This is a genomic window from Actinocorallia aurea, from assembly GCF_054783995.1.
In genome coordinates, this window is sequence record NZ_BAAGPQ010000022.1 from 1 (window position 1) to 22,175 (window position 22,175).

General features: G+C 73.0%; 10 protein-coding genes and 1 pseudogene. 7 read left to right on the top strand and 4 right to left on the bottom strand.

Annotation, left to right across the window (positions count from 1 at the left end; all coding sequences use genetic code 11):
* Both ACYVOM_RS25630 and ACYVOM_RS25635 read left to right on the top strand, forming a co-directional pair.
* Window positions 1-1,529, top strand: a 1,529-nt coding sequence (locus ACYVOM_RS25630; protein ID WP_460306051.1) for a DNA polymerase Y family protein, incomplete at its 5' end; no start/stop codon positions are given.
* Window positions 1,530-1,637: 108 nt separating this feature from the next.
* Window positions 1,638-4,880: an error-prone DNA polymerase gene (locus ACYVOM_RS25635; RefSeq protein ID WP_460306052.1), complete on the top strand. Its 3,243-nt coding sequence runs from the start codon at window positions 1,638-1,640 to the stop codon at window positions 4,878-4,880.
* Between the two features lie 198 nt (window positions 4,881-5,078).
* Here the strand turns inward: ACYVOM_RS25635 and ACYVOM_RS25640 are convergent.
* The 3 genes and pseudogenes from ACYVOM_RS25640 to ACYVOM_RS25650 form a co-directional block, all read right to left on the bottom strand.
* A pseudogene (locus ACYVOM_RS25640) lies at window positions 5,079-5,582 on the bottom strand (family 16 glycosylhydrolase); the annotation flags it as partial.
* Window positions 5,583-6,357: 775 nt separating this feature from the next.
* Window positions 6,358-7,962 (bottom strand): carbohydrate-binding protein, encoded by a 1,605-nt coding sequence (locus tag ACYVOM_RS25645; protein WP_460306053.1) that lies wholly within the window; start codon window positions 7,960-7,962, stop codon window positions 6,358-6,360.
* 396 nt (window positions 7,963-8,358) lie between these two features.
* Window positions 8,359-8,877 carry a CAP domain-containing protein gene (locus ACYVOM_RS25650; RefSeq protein ID WP_460306054.1) on the bottom strand — a complete coding sequence of 173 codons (519 nt, stop codon included), beginning with the start codon at window positions 8,875-8,877 and terminating at the stop codon, window positions 8,359-8,361.
* 186 nt (window positions 8,878-9,063) lie between these two features.
* Here ACYVOM_RS25650 and hrpA point away from each other — a divergent pair, with 186 nt between their 5' ends.
* The 5 genes from hrpA to ACYVOM_RS25675 all read left to right on the top strand — a co-directional run bounded on the left by hrpA (window position 9,064) and on the right by ACYVOM_RS25675 (window position 21,021).
* A complete protein-coding gene (hrpA, locus tag ACYVOM_RS25655; RefSeq protein ID WP_460306055.1) occupies window positions 9,064-12,888 on the top strand; it encodes an ATP-dependent RNA helicase HrpA in 3,825 nt (1,274 codons plus the stop codon).
* Between the two features lie 7 nt (window positions 12,889-12,895).
* On the top strand, window positions 12,896-14,467 hold the full coding sequence (locus ACYVOM_RS25660; RefSeq protein WP_460306056.1) for an ankyrin repeat domain-containing protein: 1,572 nt from the start codon (window positions 12,896-12,898) through the stop codon (window positions 14,465-14,467).
* Window positions 14,468-14,625: 158 nt separating this feature from the next.
* The gene (locus ACYVOM_RS25665; RefSeq protein WP_460306057.1) at window positions 14,626-17,472 is read left to right on the top strand and encodes a helix-turn-helix transcriptional regulator; all 2,847 of its coding nucleotides are present in this window, start codon (window positions 14,626-14,628) and stop codon (window positions 17,470-17,472) included.
* 125 nt (window positions 17,473-17,597) lie between these two features.
* On the top strand, window positions 17,598-18,680 hold the full coding sequence (locus ACYVOM_RS25670) for an alpha/beta fold hydrolase (protein WP_460306058.1): 1,083 nt from the start codon (window positions 17,598-17,600) through the stop codon (window positions 18,678-18,680).
* A 4-nt stretch (window positions 18,681-18,684) separates the two neighbouring features.
* The gene (locus tag ACYVOM_RS25675; protein WP_460306059.1) at window positions 18,685-21,021 is read left to right on the top strand and encodes a GMC oxidoreductase; all 2,337 of its coding nucleotides are present in this window, start codon (window positions 18,685-18,687) and stop codon (window positions 21,019-21,021) included.
* A 4-nt stretch (window positions 21,022-21,025) separates the two neighbouring features.
* Here the strand turns inward: ACYVOM_RS25675 and ACYVOM_RS25680 are convergent, their stop codons facing one another.
* Window positions 21,026-22,156, bottom strand: a complete 1,131-nt coding sequence (locus ACYVOM_RS25680) for a hypothetical protein (RefSeq protein WP_460306060.1) — start codon at window positions 22,154-22,156, stop codon at window positions 21,026-21,028.
* Between the last annotated feature and the right edge of the window lie 19 nt (window positions 22,157-22,175).

A 22,175-nucleotide genomic window follows, 5' to 3' on the forward strand; every position in this document is an offset into this window, starting at 1 on the left:
GCTCCTTCGCCGCGCTCCCGGTCGCCGAGCGGGTGGCGGTGCTGGAGCGGGTCGCGGGCTCGGAGCGGGTGGCGGCGTGCACGGCGGCGGCTCGGGGGGCCGGGGTGCGGCGGGGGCAGCGGCGGCGCGACGCGCAGCGGCTGTGCCCGGAGCTCGTCGTGGTCGAACGCGACCTCGACGCCGAAGGGCGGGCGTTCGAGGGGGTCGCCGCGGCGGTCGCCGAGCTGACTCCGCGGGTGGAGGTGGTCCGGCCTGGGGTGTGCGCGATCCCCGCGCGCGGCGCGGCCCGGTTCCACGGGGGCGAGGAGGCGCTGCGGATCACGGTGCAGGACGCCGTGGTCGAGGCAGGGCACGACTGCGGCGTCGGGATCGCCGACGGGCTGTTCGCCGCGGAGCTGGCGGCGCGCAACGGCGGGGGCGGGCTCATCGTGCCCGAGGAGGAGGCCGCGGGATTCCTCGCGCCCTTCCCTCTCGGCGTGCTCGCCGGGACGGTCCCGGGCTGGGACTCCCTGGCCGATCTGCTGGTGCGCCTCGGCGTCCGGTCGCTCGGCGAGTTCGCTGCGCTGCCCGCCGGCGACGTCGCGGGCCGGTTCGGCGCGGCAGGGACGCTGGCGCACCGGCTGGCGCAGGGCAGGGAGCCCCGGGACGTCGCGCCGCGGGCCGGTCTGCCCGACCTGACGGCGGTCCGCGCGTTCGACCCGCCCGCCGCCCGCTCCGACGAGGTCGTGTTCGCGGCCAAGGCGCTGGCGGACGGCCTGCACGAAGGACTCGCGGCCGAGGGGCTGACCTGCGTGCGCCTCGGCGTGGAGGTCGAGTTCGCCGACGGCGGCGTGTCCGAACGGCTCTGGCGGCACGACGGGATGCTGTCGTCCCACGCCGTCGCCGAACGGGTGCGCTGGCAGCTGTCGGGCTGGCAGCCGCCGGCCCACGACGGCGAGGAGGCGGTGTGGGGCGGGGTGAGCGCGCTGCTGCTCGTGCCCGACCAGGTGGTGCCCGACACCGGGACCCAGCGCGCGCTGTGGGGCCGCGACGGCGACGGCGCGCGCGGTGAGCTGCCGGAGCAGGTGGCGCGGGCCGCCGACCGGGTCCAGGCGATGCTCGGCCACGGCGCGCTCACCCGCCCTCATCTGACGGGCGGGCGCGGCCCGGGCGAGCGGGTGCTGCGGGTGCCCGTCGGCGACATGCCTCTGGAGACCCGTCCGGAGGGGCCCTGGCCGGGGGCGCTGCCTACCCCCGCGCCCTCGGTCGTGCCGCCGGAGGCGCGGCCGGTCGCCGTCCGGGCCGCCGACGGCTCCCCGGTGACGGTCTCGGCCCGCTGCGTCCCCTCGGCGCCGCCGGCCGTGGTCGTGCTGCCCGACGGCACCGGCCACCGCGTCCTGTCCTGGACGGGCCCGTGGCCCGCCCACGAGCGCTGGTGGGATCCCGAGGAGGCCCGCCGCCTCGCCCGCTTCCAGGTCCTCACCCCTCGCGGAGCCCACCTCCTCATCCTGCAGAACGGCGCCTGGACCTTGGAGGCCTCCTATGAATGACCCGCACGCCCGCACCCACCAGGCCGCCGACGACCCGCGTGCGGTGGGCCGTGCCGTGCGCGGCGGAGAGCGCTCGGCGAGGACGAAGGACGCGGGGAAGGAGGGCTGATGGGGTTCAACAATCCGGCGGTGCCGTGGAAGGAGTTCGCGGACCGGGTCGCGTGGGGCGGCGCGGGGGCGGCGGAGCGGGCGGCGGCTTCTTCCGGCGCGTCGCGGGCCGAGGAGTTCGTGCCGGGAAAGGTGGAGTGGGCGGAGCTGCACTGCCATTCGTCGTTCAGTTTTCTGGACGGGGCGAGCGATCCGGCGGCGCTGGCCGAGGAGGCGGCGCGGCTGGGGGTCGGGCATGTGGCGATCACCGATCACGACGGGATGTACGGGGCCGTGCAGTTCGCGGACGCCGTCAGGGCGGCGGGGATCCGCGGGGTGTACGGGGCCGAGCTGAGTCTGGAGATGCCGGGGAAGCGGGCGGGGGAGGCCGATCCGGGCGGTTGGCATCTGCTGGTGCTGGCGCGCGGGGCGGAGGGCTACCGGCGGTTGTGCGGGGCGATCACGCGGGCGCAGCTGCGCGGCGGGGAGAAGGGCCGCCCCGTCTACGACCTCGACGAGCTGAGCGAGGCGCACGGCGGGCACTGGGCGGTGCTCACCGGCTGCCGCAAGGGCCCGCTCAGCAGGGGCATCGGCCTGGCGGAGCTGGGCGAACGGTTCGGCCGCGAGAACGTCTTCGCCGAGCTGATCGACCACCGCATGCCGGGTGACGATCCGCGCAACGACGCCCTGTACGCCGAGGCGCGAAGGCTCGGGTTCGGGGTCGTCGCGTCCAACAACGCGCACTATGCGGCGCCGGGTCCGGAGGCGCGCCTCGCCCAGGCGCTCGCCGCGATCCGCGCGCGCACCCCGCTGGACGAGATGGAGGGGTGGCTGCACGCGGCGGGCACCGCCCACCTGCGGACGGGCGAGGAGATGGCGCTGCGCCTGGCCCGCTTCCCCGGGGTGCGGGAGGCGACGGTGGATCTCGCGAAGGCGTGCGCGTTCGACTTCAAGGCGGATCCGCCGGGCCTGCCGCGCCGGCCGGTTCCCGACGGCCACACCGAGGCCTCCTACCTGCGGAAGCTGACGTATGAGGGGGCGGCCGAGCGGTACGGCCCTCGGGAGGCGGAGAAGACCCCGGGCGCATGGGCGCAGATCGACCGCGAGCTCGAGGTGATCGAGGGTCTGGGGTTCCCCGGCTATTTCCTCATCGTCCACGACATCGTGGCGTTCTGCCGCCGCGAGGACATCCTGTGCCAGGGCCGGGGGTCGGCGGCCAACTCCGCGGCCTGCTACGCCCTGGGCATCACCGGGGTCGACGCCGTCCACCACAGGCTGCTGTTCGAACGCTTCCTGTCGCCGGGCCGGGACGGGCCGCCCGACATCGACCTCGACATCGAGCACAAACGCCGAGAGGAGGTCATCCAGTACGTCTACGACAAGTACGGGAGGGAGTGCACCGCGCAGGTCGCCAACGTCATCTCCTACCGGCCCAAGATGGCCACCCGCGACGCGGCCCGCGCGCTCGGCTACTCGCCGGGCCAGCAGGACGCGTGGTCCAAGCAGGTCGACTGGCGCGACCCGGTGAACAGGGAGGTCATCCCCGACCAGGTCACCGATCTCGCCGTCCGGATGTCCAGGCTGCCCAGGCATCTGGGCATCCATTCGGGCGGCATGGTCATCTGCGACAGGCCCGTGGGCGAGGTCTGCCCGATCGAGTGGGCGAGCAAGGCAGACCGCAGCGTCCTGCAGTGGGACAAGGACGACTGCGCCTCGGCCGGGCTGGTGAAGTTCGACCTGCTCGGCCTCGGCATGCTCTCCGCGCTCGCCGACTGCTTCCGCCTGGTCGCCGCCCACCACGGCGAGTCCTACGACCTGTCGTCCCTGCCGCAGGACGACGTGGCCGTCTACGACATGCTGTGCGACGCCGATTCCGTCGGGGTCTTCCAGGTGGAGTCCCGCGCCCAGATGGCGACGCTGCCGCGGCTGCGCCCCCGCACGTTCTACGACCTGGTGATCGAGGTCGCGCTGATCCGTCCCGGCCCGATCCAGGGCGGGTCGGTGCATCCCTATCTCAAGCGCCGCAGAGGCGACGAGCCACCGGAGATCCCGCATCCGCTGATGGAGAACGCGCTGCGCCGGACCCTGGGCGTCCCGCTGTTCCAGGAGCAGATGATGCAGCTCGCGGTGGACTGCGCGGGTTTCTCCCCGCAGGAGTCCGACGCGCTGCGCCAGGCGATGAGCTCCAAACGCGCGCCCGAGCGGATCGAAAGGCTGCGGGCCCGCCTGCTGGACGGGATGGCCGAGCGCGGCATCTCCCGGGAGGTCGCCCTCGACGTCTACGACAAGATCCTCGGGTTCTCCAGTTTCGGGTTCCCCGAGTCGCACTCGCAGTCGTTCGCCCATCTGGTCTACGCGAGTTCCTGGCTGAAGCGGCATTTCCCCGCGGCGTTCACCGCGGCGCTGCTGCGCAACCAGCCGATGGGCTTCTACAGCCCGCAGTCCCTGCTCGGCGACGCCAAACGGCACGGGGTGACGGTCCGGCCGGTCGACATCAACGCCTCGGCGGCCCTCGCGACGCTGGAGGAGCCGCTGCCGCCGACGCGGGCGCACAAGCACGGCCCGTCCCGTCCGCAGCCCGCGATCCGGGTGGGTCTCGGCTCGGTCCGCGATCTGGGTCCGGAGGTGCTGCGCCTGCTGGAGGAGGGCAGGCCGTATGAGTCGATGGAGGATCTGGCGCTGCGGGTGCCGCTGTCGGCGGCGGCGTTCGAGGCGCTGGCGACGGCGGGCGCGTTCGACTCCTTCGGCCTGTCGCGGCGTGAGGCGATCTGGAGCGCGGGCGCGCTGGCGGGCACCCGCCCGGGCCAGTTGCCGGGGACGGCCCCGGGCGCGCGCGCTCCGGAGCTGCCGGCGATGACCGTCGTGGAGGAGACGCTGGCCGACCTGTGGTCCACCGGGATCTCCGCGACGCATCCGATGGAGCATGTGCGGCCGATGCTGGAGGAGTACCGGGCGCTGCCGGCGGCGGCGCTGCGCGGCGCCCGCCCGGACTCCAACGTGCTGGTCGCCGGGCTGGTGACGCACCGCCAGCGCCCGCCGACGGCGGGCGGGATCGTCTTCCTCAGCCTGGAGGACGAGACGGGCACCGCCAACGTGATCTGCCCGGCGCCGGTCTGGGACCGGCACCGGGCGGTCGGGTTGTCAGCGCAGGGGCTGCTGGTCAACGGGCGTCTGGAACGGCGGGACGGCGTGGTGCACGTCCACGCGACCCGGTTGCGCAGGCTTCCCGTTCCCGGCCGGGTCCGCAGCCGGGACTTCCACTGAGACCGCGACCCGGTCGACGAGCATGGACCGGCCGGGTTCGGTGGCGGGTCCGGCGTCGGCGCCGTGGGCCTTCGGCATGCTGCCGCCCATCGCCACGTTGAAGACGACGAAGAAGCCTTCCCCGGAGGTCATGGCGTCCCAGGCCTTGCGCCACCGCTTGCCGGGGACGTCGCCGGGCGGGGCGCCGCGGGCGACCCGGTGCACCTGCTTGCCGTCGAGGTACCAGCGCATCTCCTCGGCCTCGGTGCGCCGGTCGAACTCCAGCCGGTAGGTGTGGAATCCGGCCTGGCAGGAGACCGGCGCGCAGTCGGCGGACCCGCCCCGCCCGACGGGTTCGCGGCACGGCCCGCCGACGGAGCCTTCGCCGCGGACGCCGCAGTGCAGGGAGAAGTGGGCGGTGTTCTCGCCGTTGACGTTCTCGACGATGTCGATCTCGCCGCCGGACGGCCAGTTGCCTTGGTCGGGGTGGAGCCGCTGGGCCTGGTTGAGCAGCCAGAACGCGGGCCAGTAGCCGCCCGCGCGCACGCCGCTGATGTCGGGCATCCTGATCGAGGCCTCGACGGCGGTGCGGGTGCCGTCGGCGAACGTGAAGACCTTCGCGCTGTTGATCCGCGCGGACGTCCAGGCGGTGCCGGCGCGGCGCGGGGTCAGCGCGAGCCTGCCTTTGCCGTCGGTCGAGACGTTCCGCGGGTCGTCGGTCATCCGGGCGATCTCGCCGGTTCCGAACCGTTCGGGGCCGAGGCCGCCGAGCGGTGAGCGGGTGCGGTGGCCGAGGTCGGGCAGCCAGCCCGGCCCGGGGCCCGCGCCCTTGGCGCCGGAGAAGTCGTCGGAGAAGACGGTCCGCCAGCGCGCGCCCCCCGCCGGGGCGGGCGCTTTCGCGGGTGCGGCGGTCGGGGTGCGGGCGGGTGACGCGGCCGACTTCTGCGTCAGCCGCGGGATCGGCGGGACGGCGGGTGCGGGTGGTAGGGCGGGCCCCGGCAGTGCCGGCGCAGAGGGCAGATCAGGTGAGGCGGGCACTTCCGGCACGGCCGGAGCACCGGGTACGGCAGGGGCACCGGGCAGGGCCGGAAGGCCGGGTGAGACCGGGACATCGGGTACCGCCGGGACCGAAGGCGAGGCCGGAAGATCCGGTGACGCGCCGGGCAGCGCGGTCGGCGCCGCGGGCACCTCGGGCACGGCGGGCGGGTCGAGGGACGGGGTGGGCAGGACGGGGACGTGCGCCGCGCCCAGGGCGGGCCGGGGCGCGGGCCGGTCGAGGGGGTCCTCCGCCGCGGCGGGTGCGATGGGCGCGGCGGGCAGCGAGTGCGGTCTCGCCTCCGCGACGGCGGCGAAGAGTGCGGTTCCGCCGACGACCGTGCAGAGCACGGCGGCGGCGCGGCGGGTTATGTGTCCTTCGTTGATGGCTTCCTCCCGGGCAGGACGACGACGAGTGGACCGCCATCACCCTGCCCGAGAGTAGTCACGTTGACACGTTACGTTACGGCAGGAAAGTGAACCAGTTGACGTTCATGAACTCCTGGTCGTGGTCGGTGACGAACTTCAGGTGCACGTCGTGGACGCCCTTGGTCGCGGGGATCTCCGCGAGGACGTCCTCCCACTCCTGCCAGCCGCCGGTGTTCGGGATCTTGACGGTGGCGACGGGCGCGGCGTCGGCGGAGTCGAGCCGCACTTCGAGGGTGCCGCCGAGGTCGCCGCCCGCGCCGCCGGAGATTCGGGCGAGGAACTTGGTGGAGCCGCCGGGGCCGAAGTCGACGTCGTCGTACCGGGCCCAGTCGCCGTCGGCGATCCAGCCGATGAACTCGGTCTTGCCGATGTCGTCGGCCTTGTCGGTGCGCAGGCCGGACTGGGCGGAGTAGCCCTCGGCCTGGACGAACGGGGGGCTCCACGCGGCGGGGGAGTCGGGGTCGAGCGTCGGCGAGGGGGTCGCCGTGGAGGAGGGCGCGGGCTCTTCCGGCTGCTCGCTCGGCGTCTCCGCGGGAGCCGGTGCGGACGGGGCGGGCGAGGACGGGGCAGGGTCCTCGGGCACCTCGGGGGCGACGTCGTCGTCGGGCGCTCCGGCGCCGCGCGCCATCACCTTGACGTAGTCGACGAGCATGGGGCGGCCGGGCGCGGTGGACGCGGCGATGTCGCCGCCGTTGCCGCGGGGCATGTCCCCGCCCATGGCGACGACGAGGATGACGAAGAACCCGTCGCCGCCGGTCATGTTGTCCCAGGCCTGCTTCCACTGGCCGCCGTCGGCGCCGTCCGGCGGGTTGTCGCGCTCCAGCCGGTGGGTGAGGCGGCCGTCGAGGTACCAGCGCATCTCCTCGGCCTCGGTGCGCCGGTCGAACTCGAACCGGTAGGTGTGGAATCCGGCCTGGCAGGAGACGGGCGCGCAGTCGGCGGCGGTGCCGCGCCCGTTGTGCTCGTTGCAGGGGCCGCCCTGGTCGCCGCCGCCCTTGACGCCGCAGTGCAGGGTGAAGTGGGCCTGGTTGCCGCCGTTGACGTTCTCGACGATGTCGATCTCGCCGCCGGAGGGCCAGTTGCCCTGCTCGGGGTGGAGGCGCTGGGCCTGGTTGAGCAGCCAGAAGGACGGCCAGTAGCCGAGGGCCTCGGCGCCCGCCACGTCCGGCATCTTGATCTTGGCCTCGAAGGCGGTCTGGCCGCCGTCGGCGAACTTGAAGACCTGCCGGCTGTTGATCCGCGCGGACGTCCAGCCGCCCGCGCCGTCGGCGCGGGGGGTGATCGCGAGGTTGCCCGCGCCGTCGGTGGAGACGTTGGCGGGGTCCTTGGTCATCGCGGCGACCTCGGTGGTGCCGAAGTTCATCGGCCCGTTGCCCGCGCCGATGGGCGAGACGGTGTGGTGGCCGAGGTCGGGGAGCCAGTGGTCGCCGGGGTAGGTGTTCTTCTCGCCGCCGAAGCCGTCCTCGAAGAGCACCTTCCACCCGTCGTCGGGGGCGGCCGCCGCGGTGAGGAAGATGCTGCCGGACCGTTCGGCGACGCTCCACACGGCGAACACCCCGGCGAGGACGCCGAAGACCATGCCCGCGGCGATCATGAGCTGGTAGCGGTCGCGGTAACGCAGCTTGGTGCGTCGTGCCATGGGCTGCTCCTGACGGTCCGGGCAAGGCGCGTGGGACGTGCGGGCCTGGGGGGCTCCGCGGCTCACTATGCCCGAATGGCAGCGACAACACGCCGAGAATTGTCGATGTCAATAAATGTCATGATTCGGTGCGGCCGAAAAGGCGATCACCCCGATCCACTACCTCTTCCTGAGGTGGTATCGGTTCCTTTTCCGCAACGGAGGAGCTTTACCGGGCGAAAGCCTCCGGTGTCAGGACCGGCCGAGGTCCTGGGCCCGGTAGCCCCGTGCTCTCCGACGCCGACGCCGACGCGAAGCGCGGCGCCACCGTCCCGGCCGCGGGCAGGGACGGTGGCGCACCGATGCGGGCAGAAGGCGCGGACGGGAGGAAGGGGGCCTCCCGTCCCCGTCCGAGGGCTACTTCCAGCCGAAGTCCTGGGTCCAGTAGTTCTTGTACTGGCCGACGCCGAGGGCCTTCAGTTTGCAGTTGAGAATGTTCGCCCTGTGGCCGGAGCTGTTCATCCAGCCCTTCATCACGGCGGCCGCGGTGGGGTAGCCCGCGGCGATGTTCTCGGCTCCGGGGTACTTGTAGCCCTCGGCCTTGATGCGGTCCCAGGGCGAACGGCCGTCCAGGGACGTGTGCGAGAAGTAGTTGCGGACCTTCATGTCCTTGGAGTGCTTGCGCGAGGCGCGCGTGAGCTTGGCGTTGGCCTTGAGGGGCTTGCATCCGGCCTTGGCGCGGGCCTTGTTGACCAGCGTGAAGACCTTGTACTCCTTCTTGCCCATCTCGCCCTTCGCGGCCTTGGCGGCGGCGTCGGCGAGGCGGACCTGGGCGGGGGACGTGCGCGGCGCGGCGTCGGCGGCGGTGGCCGATCCGGTGACGGCGAGGAGGGCGACGGCGGACGCCGACAGAGCGAGAGTGATCTTCGGGGGCATATCATCTCCAATTACAACGAAGCGGTAACACGATAGGCGCGCTTCGGTCATGCGTGGTCCATGAGCGGCGAGGCTCCGTCTAGAGGGGGTCGGGCCGGGGCAAAGCCGGTCAAGGTGGTCATGTTGGGCAGCGTTGCGGATAATGCTTTGCGTCACTGCCCGGGGGGCCGCCTATCCTTGGCGGTTGTGAGTTCTCCGCCCGTCCCCCAAGCCGACCTGCGCCGACGCCTGGACGGCCTCATGACGCGCGACGCGGCCCGGCTGCGCCGCCGCTGGGACGGCACCCGCAAGATCCGGGACACCGCCAAACGGGCCAAGGTCCAGGCCGACGTGCTGCGCTTGGTCGACCAGGCCGAGCTGCGCGTGGTGAACCGGGCGGCCGCCGTCCCCAAGATCACCTATCCGGAAGCGTTGCCGGTCAGCCAGAAGAAGGACGAGATCGCCGAGGCGATCCGCGACCACCAGGTCGTCATCGTCGCGGGCGAGACGGGCTCGGGAAAGACCACCCAGCTGCCGAAGATCTGCCTGGAGCTGGGCCGCGGCGTCAAGGGCCTCATCGGGCACACCCAGCCGCGCCGCCTCGCCGCCCGGACCGTCGCCGAACGCATCGCCGAGGAGCTGAACACCCCGTTCGGCGGGGCCGTGGGATACAAGGTCCGCTTCACCGACCACTCCAGCGACGACACGCTCGTCCGGCTGATGACCGACGGCATCCTGCTCGCCGAACTCCAGCACGACCGCGCGCTGGAGGCCTACGACACCATCATCATCGACGAGGCGCACGAGCGCAGCCTCAACATCGACTTCATCCTCGGGTACGTCAAGCAGCTCCTGCCGCGCCGCCCCGACCTCAAGGTGATCATCACCTCGGCGACCATCGACCCCGAACGGTTCTCCCGCCACTTCGGCGACGCGCCCATCGTCGAGGTCTCCGGGCGCACCTACCCCGTCGAGGTCCGCTACCGCCCGCCGGAAGACGACGTGGACCAGGCCGAGGCCATCTGCGACGCCGTCGACGAGCTCCGCCTCGAGGCGCCGGGCGACATCCTGGTCTTCCTGTCCGGCGAGCGGGAGATCCGCGACGCGGCCGACGCCCTGGCCAAGAAGCAGTACCGCGACACCGAGGTCCTCCCGCTGTACGCGCGGCTGTCGAACGCCGAGCAGCACCGGGTGTTCCAGGCGCACCGGGGCCGGCGGATCGTGCTGGCCACGAACGTCGCCGAGACGTCCCTGACGGTCCCGGGCATCAAGTACGTGATCGACCCGGGCATGGCCCGTATCTCGCGCTACAGCAGCCGCCTGAAGGTGCAGCGGCTGCCGATCGAGGCGGTCTCCCAGGCCAGCGCGAACCAGCGCAAGGGCCGCTGCGGCCGCACCTCCGACGGTATCTGCATCCGGCTGTACGAGGAGGACGACTTCGTCTCCCGGCCGGAGTTCACCGACCCGGAGATCGTGCGCACGAACCTGGCCTCGGTCATCCTCCAGATGACGAGCCTGGGCCTCGGCGACGTCGCGCAGTTCCCGTTCATCGACCCGCCGGACCGCAGGGCGGTCAAGGACGGCTTCGACCTCCTGCACGAGCTGCACGCGCTCGACGGCGAGCGCACCCTCACCGACATCGGCCGCAAGCTGGCCCGCCTCCCGGTCGACCCGCGGATGGGCCGGATGATCCTCGAGGCCGACAAGAACGGCTGCGCCAACGAGGTCATGGTGATCGCCGCGGCCCTGTCGATCCAGGACCCGCGCGAGCGCCCTTCGGACAAGCAGCAGGCCGCCGACGAGAAGCACGCCCGCTTCAAGGACCCGGTGAGCGACTTCTCGGCCTACCTGAACCTCTGGGAGTACGTCCGGGAGAGGCAGCGGGAGCTGTCGGGCAGCCAGTTCCGCAGGACCATGAAGAACGAGTTCCTGCACTACCTGCGGATCCGCGAGTGGCAGGACCTCGTCGGCCAGCTCAAGCAGGTCGGCCGCGACCTCGGGATCACCGCCAACACCACGCCGGGCGACCCGCTGAAGGTCCACGTGTCGCTGCTGAGCGGCCTGCTGTCGCACCTCGGCCTGTTCGACGCCGAGAAGCGCGACTACCTGGGCGCGCGCGGCGCCCGCTTCGCGATCTTCCCCGGCTCGGGGCTGTTCAAGAAGAACCCGCGCTGGGTCGTCTCGGCCGAGCTGGTGGAGACCTCGCGGCTGTGGGCGCGGGTCAACGCCAAGATCGAGCCCGAGTGGGTCGAGCCGCTGGCCGAGCACCTGGTGAAGCGCTCCTACAGCGAGCCGCACTGGGAGAAGAACCAGGCGGCCGTCATCGCCCTGGAGAAGGTGACGCTCTACGGCGTCCCGCTGGTGACGAACCGCAAGGTCAACTACGGCAGGATCGACCCGGAGACGTCGCGCGACCTGTTCATCCGGCACGCCCTCGTCGAGGGCGACTGGGAGACCAGGCACCGGTTCTTCCACGCCAACCGCAGGCTGCTGGCCGAGGTGGGCGAGCTGGAGGAGCGGGCGCGGCGCCGCGACATCGTGGTGGACGACGAGACCCTCGTCGACTTCTACGACCAGCGGCTCCCGGCCGACGTCGTCTCCGGCGCGCACTTCGACTCCTGGTGGAAGAAGGCGCAGCGGACCGAGCCGAACCTGCTGGACTTCGAGAAGTCCATGCTGGTCCACGACACCGCCGCCGAGGTCACCGAGCAGGACTATCCGGACACCTGGACCCAGGGCGACCTGCGGTTCAGGCTGACCTACCAGTTCGAGCCGGGCGCCGACGCCGACGGCGTCACCGCGCACGTCCCGCTCCACCTGCTCAACCAGGTCGAGGAGGACGGCTTCGACTGGATGGTGCCGGGCCTGCGCCAGGACCTCGTGACGGCGCTGATCCGGGCGCTGCCCAAGCAGACCCGCGTCAACTTCGTGCCCGCCCCCGACTTCGCCCGCCGCGCCCTGGAGCGGATGGCGCCCCGCCAGGGCTCGCTCCTGGACTCCCTGGAGGACGTGCTGAAGGCGCTCACGGGCGTCACCGTGGCCCGGGAGGCCTGGAACCCGGAGGGCATCCCCGACCACCTGCGGATGACGTTCCGGGTCGTCGACGAGCGCCGCAAGCGCCTGGCCGAGGGCAAGGACCTGGCGGCCCTGAAGCGGAGGCTCGCGCCCAAGCAGCAGGAGACCCTCGCCAAGTCCACCGGGATCGAAAGGCAGGGCCTCACCTCCTGGGACTTCCCTGAGCTGCCCAAGCTGCACGAGCAGGGCAAGCTGAAGGCATACCCGGCACTGGTCGACCAGGGCGCATCCGTGGCGATCCGGACCTTCGGCACCGAGGAGGAGCAGCGGGCCGCGATGTGGCCCGGCGTGCGGCGGATGCTCCTGCTGAACGCCCCGTCCCCGGCCAAGCACCTGGAGCGCGGGCTGACCAACCAGGCCAAGCTCACCCTCGCGCACACCCCGCACGGCTCGGTCGCCAAGCTGTTCGCCGACATCACCGACGCGGCGGCCGACAAGCTCATGGCCGACCACGGGGGCGTCCCGTGGAACGAGGCCGACTACACGCGGCTGTACGACGCGGTCCGGGCCGATCTCGCCGACACCGCGGCCCAGATCCTGCACTGGACGGAGCGGGTCCTCGGCGCCTACCAGGCGGTCCAGCGCAAGCTGAAGGGCACCACGAGCCTGGTGCTCGTCCCGTCGCTGACCGACATCAGGGCCCAGCTCGACGAGTTGGTGCATCCCGGGTTCGTCACCGAGACGGGGCTGGCGAGGCTGCCTGATCTCCTGCGCTACCTGCGGGCCGTCGAGTACCGGCTGGACCGGCTGCCGGAGAGCCCCGTCCGGGACCGCCAGCTGATGGCGCAGATCGCCGGGGTGCGCGGCGACTGGGAGCGCGCCGGGAAGCCGGACGAGGTCCGGTGGATGATCGAGGAGTACCGAGTGAGCCTTTACGCCCAGTCCCTCGGCACCCGCTTCCCTGTATCCGACAAACGGATCAGGAAGGCGATTACCGAAGCACGGCCCCGGAAATGACTGAGGCATGTCGGGGGAAGAGTCGCTGGTCGAGGCCGCCCGGGCGGGCAAGCTCGACCGGCTGAACGAGCTGCTCGCCGAGGGGGCGCCGCCGGACCATGCCGATGCCGAAGGCACCACCGCGCTTTACGCGGCGGCGGTCGCCGGGCACACCGAGGTGGTCGGCGCGCTGCTCAAGGCGGGCGCCGACCCGAACTTGGCGAGCCTCGGCGACAGCGACGGCCTGCCGCTGTGCGGGGCCGCCTGCTGGGGCCACGACGCGACGGTCGCCGAGCTGCTGGCGGGCGGGGCGGATCCGAACCGCACCGAGTCCTTCGACTGGACCCCGCTGAAGTGGGCGGCCTCCGGCGGCCACACCGGCTCGGTCTCGCTGCTGCTGCGCCGCGGCGCCGACCCCGATCTGGGCGCCCGGACGCCTCCGCTGCACCTGGCCGCCGGGCGCGGCGCCGTCGACATCGTGCGGCTGCTGCTGGAGCACGGGGCCGATCCCGCCCTTCGCGACGCCGAGGACCGGACCGCCCTCGACGCGGCCCTGCGCTGGGCGGGCGTCGACATCGAGGCCGAGCTGCGCCGCCGCCAGACCGAGATGTTCACCGAGCCCGGCTACGAGGTGGTCGTCACCCGGACCGAGCAGGACGACGAGACCGAGCTGATCAGCGTCTCGGCGGGGCGGCCCGGCGAGTTCGACGGCGCCGAGAGCGAGATGCAGACGGGCCACGGCGCCATCGCGACGATCCTGGAGCAGCGGCTCGGCATCCGGACGCCGGTCGAGGAGCTGGTCCGGCGGGCCATGGAGTTCCGCTACCTGCGCCCGACGGCCGCCGAGGCGCGCCGGCACGCCACGGAGCGCCCCGCCTGGCGCGAGACCGTCCGGGTGCTGCGCGAGCGCGGCGACGCCGAGACCCTGGACCAGGCGATCGAGCTGACGCACGACCCCGACCCGCTCTACCGGACGCTGGGGGTGGACGTGCTCGCCGGGCCCGGGTTCCGGGCCCGGGCGCTTCCGCTGCTGCGCCGGATGGCCCGGGAGGAGACCGACCCGGTGCTGCTGCGCGCGGTGGTGCTCGCGCTCAGCGACCACGGCGACATGGTGGCGCTGCCGGAGCTGCTCGGCCACGCCAGGCACGCCGACCACCGGGTCCGCGACGCCGTCGGCTACGCCCTGACCAGGGTGCTGCCCCCGGAGGATCCGATGGATACCTCGGAGCTGGTCCGGCTCACCGAGGACGAGCACGAGTACGTCCGGGACTGGGCGACGATGTCGCTGGGCCTGCTGGAGGCCGACAACCCGGAGATCCGCGAGGCGCTGGCCAGGCGGCTGGACGACCCGTCGCCGGTGGTGCTGGCCGAGGCGGTCCGGGGCCTCGCCGAGCGCGGCGACGGGCGGGCCGCCGCCGGGATCCGGCGGCTGCTCATCGATCCGGCCCTCGACAACTACACCCTCGACGTGGCGCTGGAGTCGGCGGCGCGGCTCGCCGATCCGGCGCTGCACGCCGACGTGCTGCGGTGCCGTCCGCTCGCGGAGTCGCACGGCCTGCAGGCGGCGTGGCGGGAGGCGTTCCAGTCCACGATGGGCTGACCCGAAGGTCCGGATGCCGCGCTTAACGCAAACCTTATGAACATCTGCGTCATACGACACTACTCAGGCACCTCGGGTGCGGTTAGATTGATCTTTCAATTCACGTAGCCGCACCGCCGTGTGCCGCACGTCCGCCCCGCCCCCTCCGGAGCAGACAGGTGCCCTCCGACCATCCCTCGCCGACTGCCGACCGCCTGGTCGGCAGAGCCGACGCGCTGACGGCCTTCGCCGAGGTCCTCGACCGGCCGGGCTTCACGTTCCTGTCCCTCCTCGGGGACCCGGGTGTGGGCAAGTCCCGCCTGCTGGCCGAGCTGGCCGCCTCCGCGCGCGGCCGCGGCAGGCTCACCCTGTGGGGCAGGGCCGCGGAGTTCGACGAGGAGATGCCCTACGGCGCCGTCGTCGACGCCCTCGACGACCACCTCGAAGCCGCCCCCGACGTCTCGCGCAGGCTCGGCCCGGGAACGGTCCGCCTGCTCGGCACGATGTTCCCCGCGCTGGAGGACGCCGCGGGCGAGGGCACGGGCGCGTCCGGCCGCTACCGCCTGCACAAGGCGGCCCGCCAGCTCATGGACGAGCTGGCCCGCGCCGAAGGCCTCGTGCTGATCCTCGACGACCTGCACTGGGCCGACCAGGCCACCGTGGAGCTCCTGGACCATCTCGTCCGGCATCCTCCGCGCGGCCAGGTCCTCGTCGCGATCGCCTACCGGCCCGTCCAGGCGATGCCGCGGCTGGGCGCGCTGTCGGAGTCCGGCGAGCGGATGACCGTAGGGCCGCTCTCCCTGGCCGAGGCCGGCGAGCTGCTCGGCCTGGATCCGGGCGGCGAGCGCTGCCGCCGCCTCTACGAGGCCGCCGGGGGCAACCCCTTCTACCTGGACGCCCTGGCCCGCGGCGAGCACGCCGGAGGCGACGTCGAGGAGTCCGACGAGCTGCCCGGCCCCGTCCGCGCGGCGCTCCAGCTGGAGGTCAGCCGCCTGTCCGCGGGCGGGAAGGCCGCCGCGCAGGGCGCCGCCGTGGCGGCCGAGGAGTTCGATCCGGTCCTCGTCGCGGTCGCCGCCGACATCTCCGAGGACTTCGCCCTCGCCGCGATCGACGAACTCGTCGCGCGGGACGTGGTGCGGCCGTCGGCGCCGGGCAGGTTCCGGTTCCGGCACCCGCTGGTCCGCCAGGCGGTGTACCTGCAGGCCGCCGCCGGCTGGCGCCTGGCCGCGCACGGCCGGGTCGCCGCCCATCTCGCCGCGCTCGGCGCGCCCGCGGCGCTCCGCGCCCGGCACGTGGAGCGGTCCGCGCGGTTCGGCGACCAGGGCGCGATCGACGTGCTCGTCGAGGCCGCGCGGGCCGCGGCGGGCCCCGCCCCGGCGACGGCCGGGTACCGGCTCCGTTCGGCGCTGCGCCTGATCCGGCCGGGCGACCCGCAGCGGGTGGCCCTGCTCGTCGAGCTGGTCCGCGCCCAGCTGGCCAGCGGCCGCCTCGAAGGCGCCCACCGGACCGCGACAGAGGTCCTCGGCCTGCTCGGCGAGGACGACCATGTGATGCGCGCGCACGTGGTGCGGGCCATGGCCCTGGTGGAGCGCCAGCTCGACCGGCCCCGGCAGGCGCGCGCGGTGCTGCTCGCCGAGCTGAAGCGGCTGCCGCGCCAGCAGGCGGCGCTGGCGATCCCTTTGCGTTTGCGGCTGGTCGCCGAGAGCCTGCTGCGCAACGACAAGCGGGCGGCCCAGGCCGTCCTGGACATGATCCCCGACATCGGACGCGACTGGCCGCCCGGCCTGGAGGTGGCGGTGGCGGCGCTGCGCGGGCTGCCCGCGCACGCGATCGGCCGCACCGAGGAGGCGCGGCGGTTCATGGAGGTCGCCGCCCAGCAGCTCCTCCTCACCCCGGACGAGCACCTGATCGACTGGATGGACATCCTCACCTGGGCGGGCTGGACCGAGACCCTGTTCGGCCGCCCGGCCCGCGCCGTCGCCCACTTCTCCCGGCTCGTGGCGATCGCCCGGCCGCACGAGATGGGCTACGTCGTGGCGAACATGCTCGCCGGGCAGGCCCGCGCCCTGGCGATGTCCGGCTCGCTGGCCGAGGCGTCCGCGCTGGCCGAGGAGGCCGCCGACATCGCCCGGATGATCGGCTCGGGCATGCAGCTCGTGTTCGCCCGGACCCAGGGCTGCCTCGCGGCGGCCTGGGCCGGGGACACCGCCCGCGCGCTGGAGCACGCGGCGGAGGCCGAGGCCACGGGGACGGGCGACGGCGAGGTGTGGGGGTCGATGTTCCGGCACGCCCACGGCCTGGCGCTGCTCGCCGCCGGCCGGACGCACGAGGGTGTGGCCCTGCTCCGCGCGGCCTGCGACGACTTCCGCGACCCGGTGCTCGACCCGGCGACCCTGCTGTCGTGCGCGGAGCTGCTCGCCTGGGCCGAGGCGGGCCGCGGGGCCTTCGCCGAGGCGCGCCGCTGGTCCGACCTCGCGGCCGGCGCGCTCCAGGACGACTGGGACTACGGCCGCGGCCTCGTGGAACTCGCCGCCGCGCACGCCGAGCGGTCCGCGCCGCGCGCCCGCGAGGCAGCCCGGCTGCTGGAAGGGCATCCGCTGGAGCAGGGCAGGGCCAGGCTCACCGCCGGATCGCTGGAGCCGGACCGCGACGCCGCGCTCGCCGACCTCGCCGAGGCGGTCGGAGTGTTCGCCGCGCACGGCGCGGAGGGCCTGCACGCGCTGGCCGTCCGGGAGCAGCGGGCGCTCGGCATCCGGGTGCCGGTGCAGCGCAGGGGCCGGGCGGGCGGCCCGGGCGGCCTGTCGCGCCGTGAGCTGGAGGTGGCCCTGCTCGTCGCCGAGGACCACAGCAACCAGCAGATCGCCGACAAGCTCGTGATCAGCGTGCGGACGGTGGAGACCCACCTGTCGAACATCTTCGCCAAGCTGGAGGTGACGTCCCGGGTGGGCGTCGCCGGCGCCGTCCGCGACCTGCCCGCGGGGCACGCGCCCGCCGCCCGGGAAGGTACGGGCTCCGTCTCTGGGTAGGCGGATCGGTACGTACCCAGACTTAAACCCACAAGCTCAGTGTTTCCCCCGATGTCCCCCGGGCCGGGTGTGCGGGAAGGTGGTCACCGGCGGGAGACCGCCGCACCCTTGCGAAACGAGGAGAGATGACCGACCGGATACCCAGGTTCACCCTTCAGGGGGTGACGGGCACGGAGATGTCCGAGCGGCTGTTCGCCACCGAGGACGGCCTGGGCCTCAGCCTGACCCGGTTCCACCGCGCGGACTGCGACGACGTGGTCCTGCTCATCCACGGTCTCACCCTGTCCCGGGACATGTTCATCATGCCCGAGCACACCAACCTCGTCTCGTACCTGCTCGACTCCGGGTTCACCGACGTGTGGACGCTCGACTACCGGATGAGCAACCGCTTCCCCTACGACATGGAAACGCACCGTCATACGCTTGACGACGTCGCCGCCTTCGACCACCCCGCGGCGATCGAGGCGCTGCGCGAGGTCGTCGGGGACCGCAGGATCCACGTGATCGCGCACTGCCTCGGCTCGGTGACCTTCATGGCCGGCCTCTTCGGCGGCAAGGTCGACCAGATCACCAGCGTCGTCGCCAACAGCGTCTCGCTGCACCCGCGGGTGTCCAAGTGGGCCGGCCTGAAGCTGCGGTTCGGTCCGGGCCTCGCGGAGTACGGGCTCGGCATGCCCGTCCTCGACCCGCGGTTCGGCGACGCCCCGTGGTTCACCCGGCGCAGGGCCTTCTCCCGCGCCGTCTCGCTGTTCCACCGCGAGTGCCGCGACTCGGCCTGCCACATGCTCAGCTTCATGTGGGGCGACGGCAGACCGGCGATGTTCTCGCACGAGATGCTGCACGAGGCCACCCATGAGCGCATGGAGGACCTGTGCGGCGCCAGCGGCGTCCACTACTACCGGCACGTCGCCAAGATGGCCGCGGCCGGGCACATCGTCCCCTTCGACGACACCGACACCCGCCTGCCCGACGTCATGGCCGACCTCGGCGCGGTGGAGACCCCGATCCTGCTCCTGGCCGGGACCGCCAACCACGTGTTCACCGACAGCAACATCGTCACCCATGCGGCCCTGGAGCAGGCCGCCCCCGGCAGGCACGAGCTGGAGCTGCTGCCCGGCTACGGCCACGTCGACCCTTTCATCGGGAAGAGGGCGCATGAGGACGTCTTCCCCCGCATCGTCGAGTTCCTCAGGAAGAAGGCGGTCTGAGCCGATGGCAGGCGATCAGGTGGAGACCGTCGACGCGATCGTCGTCGGCTCCGGGTTCGGCGGCTCGGTCGCGGCGCTGCGGCTGGCCGAGGCGGGCCTTTCCACGGTGCTGCTGGAGCGGGGGCGCTCCTACGCACCGGGGGAGTTCCCGCGCAGGCCGTCGGAGCTCTCCCGCGCCTTCTGGGACCCGGCCGAACGGCTCTACGGGATGTTCGACGTCTGGCGCTTCAAGGGCTTCGACTCGGTCGTCTCGGCGGGCCTCGGCGGCGGGTCGCTGATCTACGCCAACGTGCTGCTGCGCAAGGACGAGCACTGGTTCGTGCACGAGCAGGGGCTGCCGGGGGGCGGCTACGAGCACTGGCCGGTGACCCGCACGGACCTCGACCCGTTCTACGACGAGGTCGAGCGCATGATCGGAGTGGCGCCGTACCCGGTGGAGCACCCGCCGTACGCCGCCACCCCCAAGACGCACGCGATGCAGGACGCGGCCGCCGAGCTGGGGCTCGACTGGTTCCGTCCGCCGCTCGCGGTGAGCTTCGGCACGCACACAGGGGCCGTGCCGGAGCCGGGCGCACCGCTGGCGGAGGGTCCGTACCCGAACCTGCACGGGGTGCGCCGCACCACGTGCAGGCTCTGCGGAGAGTGCGACATCGGCTGCAACGACGGAGCCAAGAACTCCCTCGACCACACCTATCTGTCGGCGGCCGCGGCTCGGGGGGCCGAGCTGCGGACGCTGCACGAGGTCGAGGGGATCCGGACGCGGGAAGGCGGGGGCTACCTCGTCGACTACGTCCGGCACGACCCGGAGACCGGCGGCAGTGCCAAGGGGACGCTCGGGTGCGCCCGGCTCGTCCTTGCCGCCGGGACGTTCGGGACCACACGGCTGCTGCTGCGCTCGGCGCTGCCGGGCATCAGCCCCGCGCTCGGCACGCGGCTGTGCGGGAACGGCGACCTGCTCACCTTCCTCACCGGCGTCAAGGACAGCGACCGCTCCGGGCCGCTGGACGTCGCCAAGGGGCCGGTGATCACCAGCACGATCCGGCTCCCGGACCAGCTCGACGGGTTCGGGACCGGGCGCGGTGCCTACATCGAGGAGGGCGGCTTCCCGGGTTTCGTCGACTTCATGGCGGCCGGCCTGGACATGCCGGGGCAGTTGACCCGCGCGGTCAAGCTGCTCTGGGAGCGGTTCACCGACTTCCTCACCGGCGACGGCGACACCAACATGTCCGCCGAGGTGTCGCAGCTCCTGTCGGGCAGGTCGCTGTCGGCGCACGCGCTCCCGCTGCTCGGCATGGGCCGCGACGTCCCTGACGGGGTCCTCGCGCTCGACCGCGACGGGAACCTCACCGCGGACTGGTCGGTGGAGACCAGCCGGGAGTACTTCGATCGGCTCCGCACGACGATGCGGCGGATCGGCGACGTCCTCGGGGCGGACTACGTCGACAACCCGCTGTGGCTGCGCAAGCGCGTGGTGAGCGTGCACCCGCTGGGCGGCGCACCGCTCGGCAGGCACGCGGGCGAAGGCGTCTGCGACCCGTTCGGCGAGGTGTTCGGCTTCCCCGGTCTCTACATCGCCGACGGGGCGGCGATGCCGGGGCCGGTCGGCGCGAACCCGTCGCTGACGATCGCGGCGCTGGCCGAGCGGATGAGCCGGCAGATGCTGCACGGCGACCTCGCGGCGGAGACGGCGCAGGGGCCCGCCTCCGTCCGGGCCGCGGCCTCGAACGGCGGACGGCCCCGGGGGAGCACGGCGCTGTCGTTCACCGAGGAGATGAAGGGCGGCTACGTCGCGGGGGCGAGCGAGCCGCACGGGGGCGAGGCGGGCGAGAAGCTCTCCTTCCGCCTCACCATCACCGCCGACGACGTCGACCGCTTCCTCGCCGAGTCTTCGCACCTGGCGAGTGCCGAGGGCTGGATCGACGCGGCGTCCTTCGGCGGCCGGCGCCGGGTGGAGAAGGGCTCGTTCAACCTGTTCGTGGTGCCGGGCGCGCGGGCCGACCGCCGCGAGATGCGCTACCTCCTGCACTTCACCGACGTGCACGGGGAGCCCCGCACCCTCGCGGGCTGGAAGGACATCCAGGTGGGCCCGCCGACCCACATTTGGCCCGACACGACCACGCTCTACTACCGGATCCTCGCCGGCCACACCGACGCCGACTCCGGCGCCGCCGTGCTCGGCGCGGGCACCCTGCACATCCGCCTCGCCGACTTCCTGGAGCAGCTCACCACGTTCCGCACCGAAGGCCCCGACGACCTCAGGGCCCTCACCCGCTTCGGTCGCTTCTTCCTCGGCGAACTCTGGGACGTCTACGGCTCCGGCGACCCGGCCCCGGCCCTCTGAGCCCTCAGCGGTCCAGCCGCCACACATACCGGGGGCCGGGGGCGAGGAAGGAGGGGACGGCGCTGACGAAGACCGTTCCGTCCCGAGCCACGGTGACGTCCCGATAGGAGAAGCCGTCGGGAGCGGGGCGGTAGGGGTAGCGCGTGAGCCTGCCCCTCTTGTCGAGGTGGACGACCACGCTTCCTCTGTCGGGGTCCTGCTCGACCGCCCACAGGCCGCCGGCCCTGTCGGAGACGGCGCTGTGCACCCAGTGCCGGTGGTCCTTGCCGAGTCGCTTCCACGCCTTGCCGTTCCAGCGCAGCACCCGCCAGCGCGGCTTGAGCGGCTCGATGTCCTCGCTCTCGACGGAGATGTCATAGGTGACGAAGACGCTCTTCTTCGACACCGCGACGATCTCGCCGTAGGAACTCGGCGGGCACTTCTCTCCGCCGCAGGAGAGCACCGACGCGGGCGGCACGACCTTGTGCCAGCGGGTTCCGTCGAACCTCTGGATCTCGCGGGGGAAGACAGGGGAGCGTTCTGACAGGCCGAGGGCCCACACGTCGTCCGGCGCGGACCCCGAGGGCATCAGGAGTTCCCGGCCGCGCCAGGTCTTGCGCTTCGCGGTCCCGCCGCCGAACGTGAGGGTGTCGGTGCGGCCGTTGCGGTGGTGGAAGATCCGGGCGCGGTCCTTGCCGAAGGCCACCAGCCCGCCGGGGAGGAAGGCGCTGCCGAGGGACTGCCGCCGCGCCTCCGACCACGCCTTGCCGTTCCAGCGCAGCACCCCGTCGTAGGAGGAGTCTCCGGTCCAGATCTGGGCCCAGATGTCCTTGGCCGAGCCTGCCGCGATCCCTCCGACCAGGCCCGTCACCTGGGCGGGCACCGGGAACTCCGTCCAGGAGGCGCCGTTCCAGTGGTGCGCGCGGGGAGTCGCGGGATCGGCCTCGGCCGAGGCCTCGGTGAACAGCCAGACGTCGTTTCGACCGAAGGCCTGGATCTCGCCGGGGAACCAGGGGCTGTCGCCGCCGATCCTCATCAGGGGCGTCCAGCGGTACGGGGCCGCCGACGCGGGCGCGGCGGGCACCGCGAGGACGGAGGCGAGCAGCACTCCCGCCGCGGCTCCCGCCGCCCAAAGGGCCTGAACTGTACGTCGCATCGCTCGCTCCATCCGTGGG

What these genes read in the sequence shown, in the direction of transcription:
- ACYVOM_RS25635 (WP_460306052.1), top strand. Translation starts at nt 1,638, where the DNA reads ATGGGGTTCAACAATCCGGCGGTGCCGTGGAAGGAGTTCGCGGACCGG.
- ACYVOM_RS25645 (WP_460306053.1), bottom strand. Translation starts at nt 7,962, where the DNA reads ATGGCACGACGCACCAAGCTGCGTTACCGCGACCGCTACCAGCTCATG.
- ACYVOM_RS25650 (WP_460306054.1), bottom strand. Translation starts at nt 8,877, where the DNA reads ATGCCCCCGAAGATCACTCTCGCTCTGTCGGCGTCCGCCGTCGCCCTC.
- ACYVOM_RS25660 (WP_460306056.1), top strand. Translation starts at nt 12,896, where the DNA reads ATGTCGGGGGAAGAGTCGCTGGTCGAGGCCGCCCGGGCGGGCAAGCTC.
- ACYVOM_RS25670 (WP_460306058.1), top strand. Translation starts at nt 17,598, where the DNA reads ATGACCGACCGGATACCCAGGTTCACCCTTCAGGGGGTGACGGGCACG.
- ACYVOM_RS25675 (WP_460306059.1), top strand. Translation starts at nt 18,685, where the DNA reads ATGGCAGGCGATCAGGTGGAGACCGTCGACGCGATCGTCGTCGGCTCC.
- ACYVOM_RS25680 (WP_460306060.1), bottom strand. Translation starts at nt 22,156, where the DNA reads ATGCGACGTACAGTTCAGGCCCTTTGGGCGGCGGGAGCCGCGGCGGGA.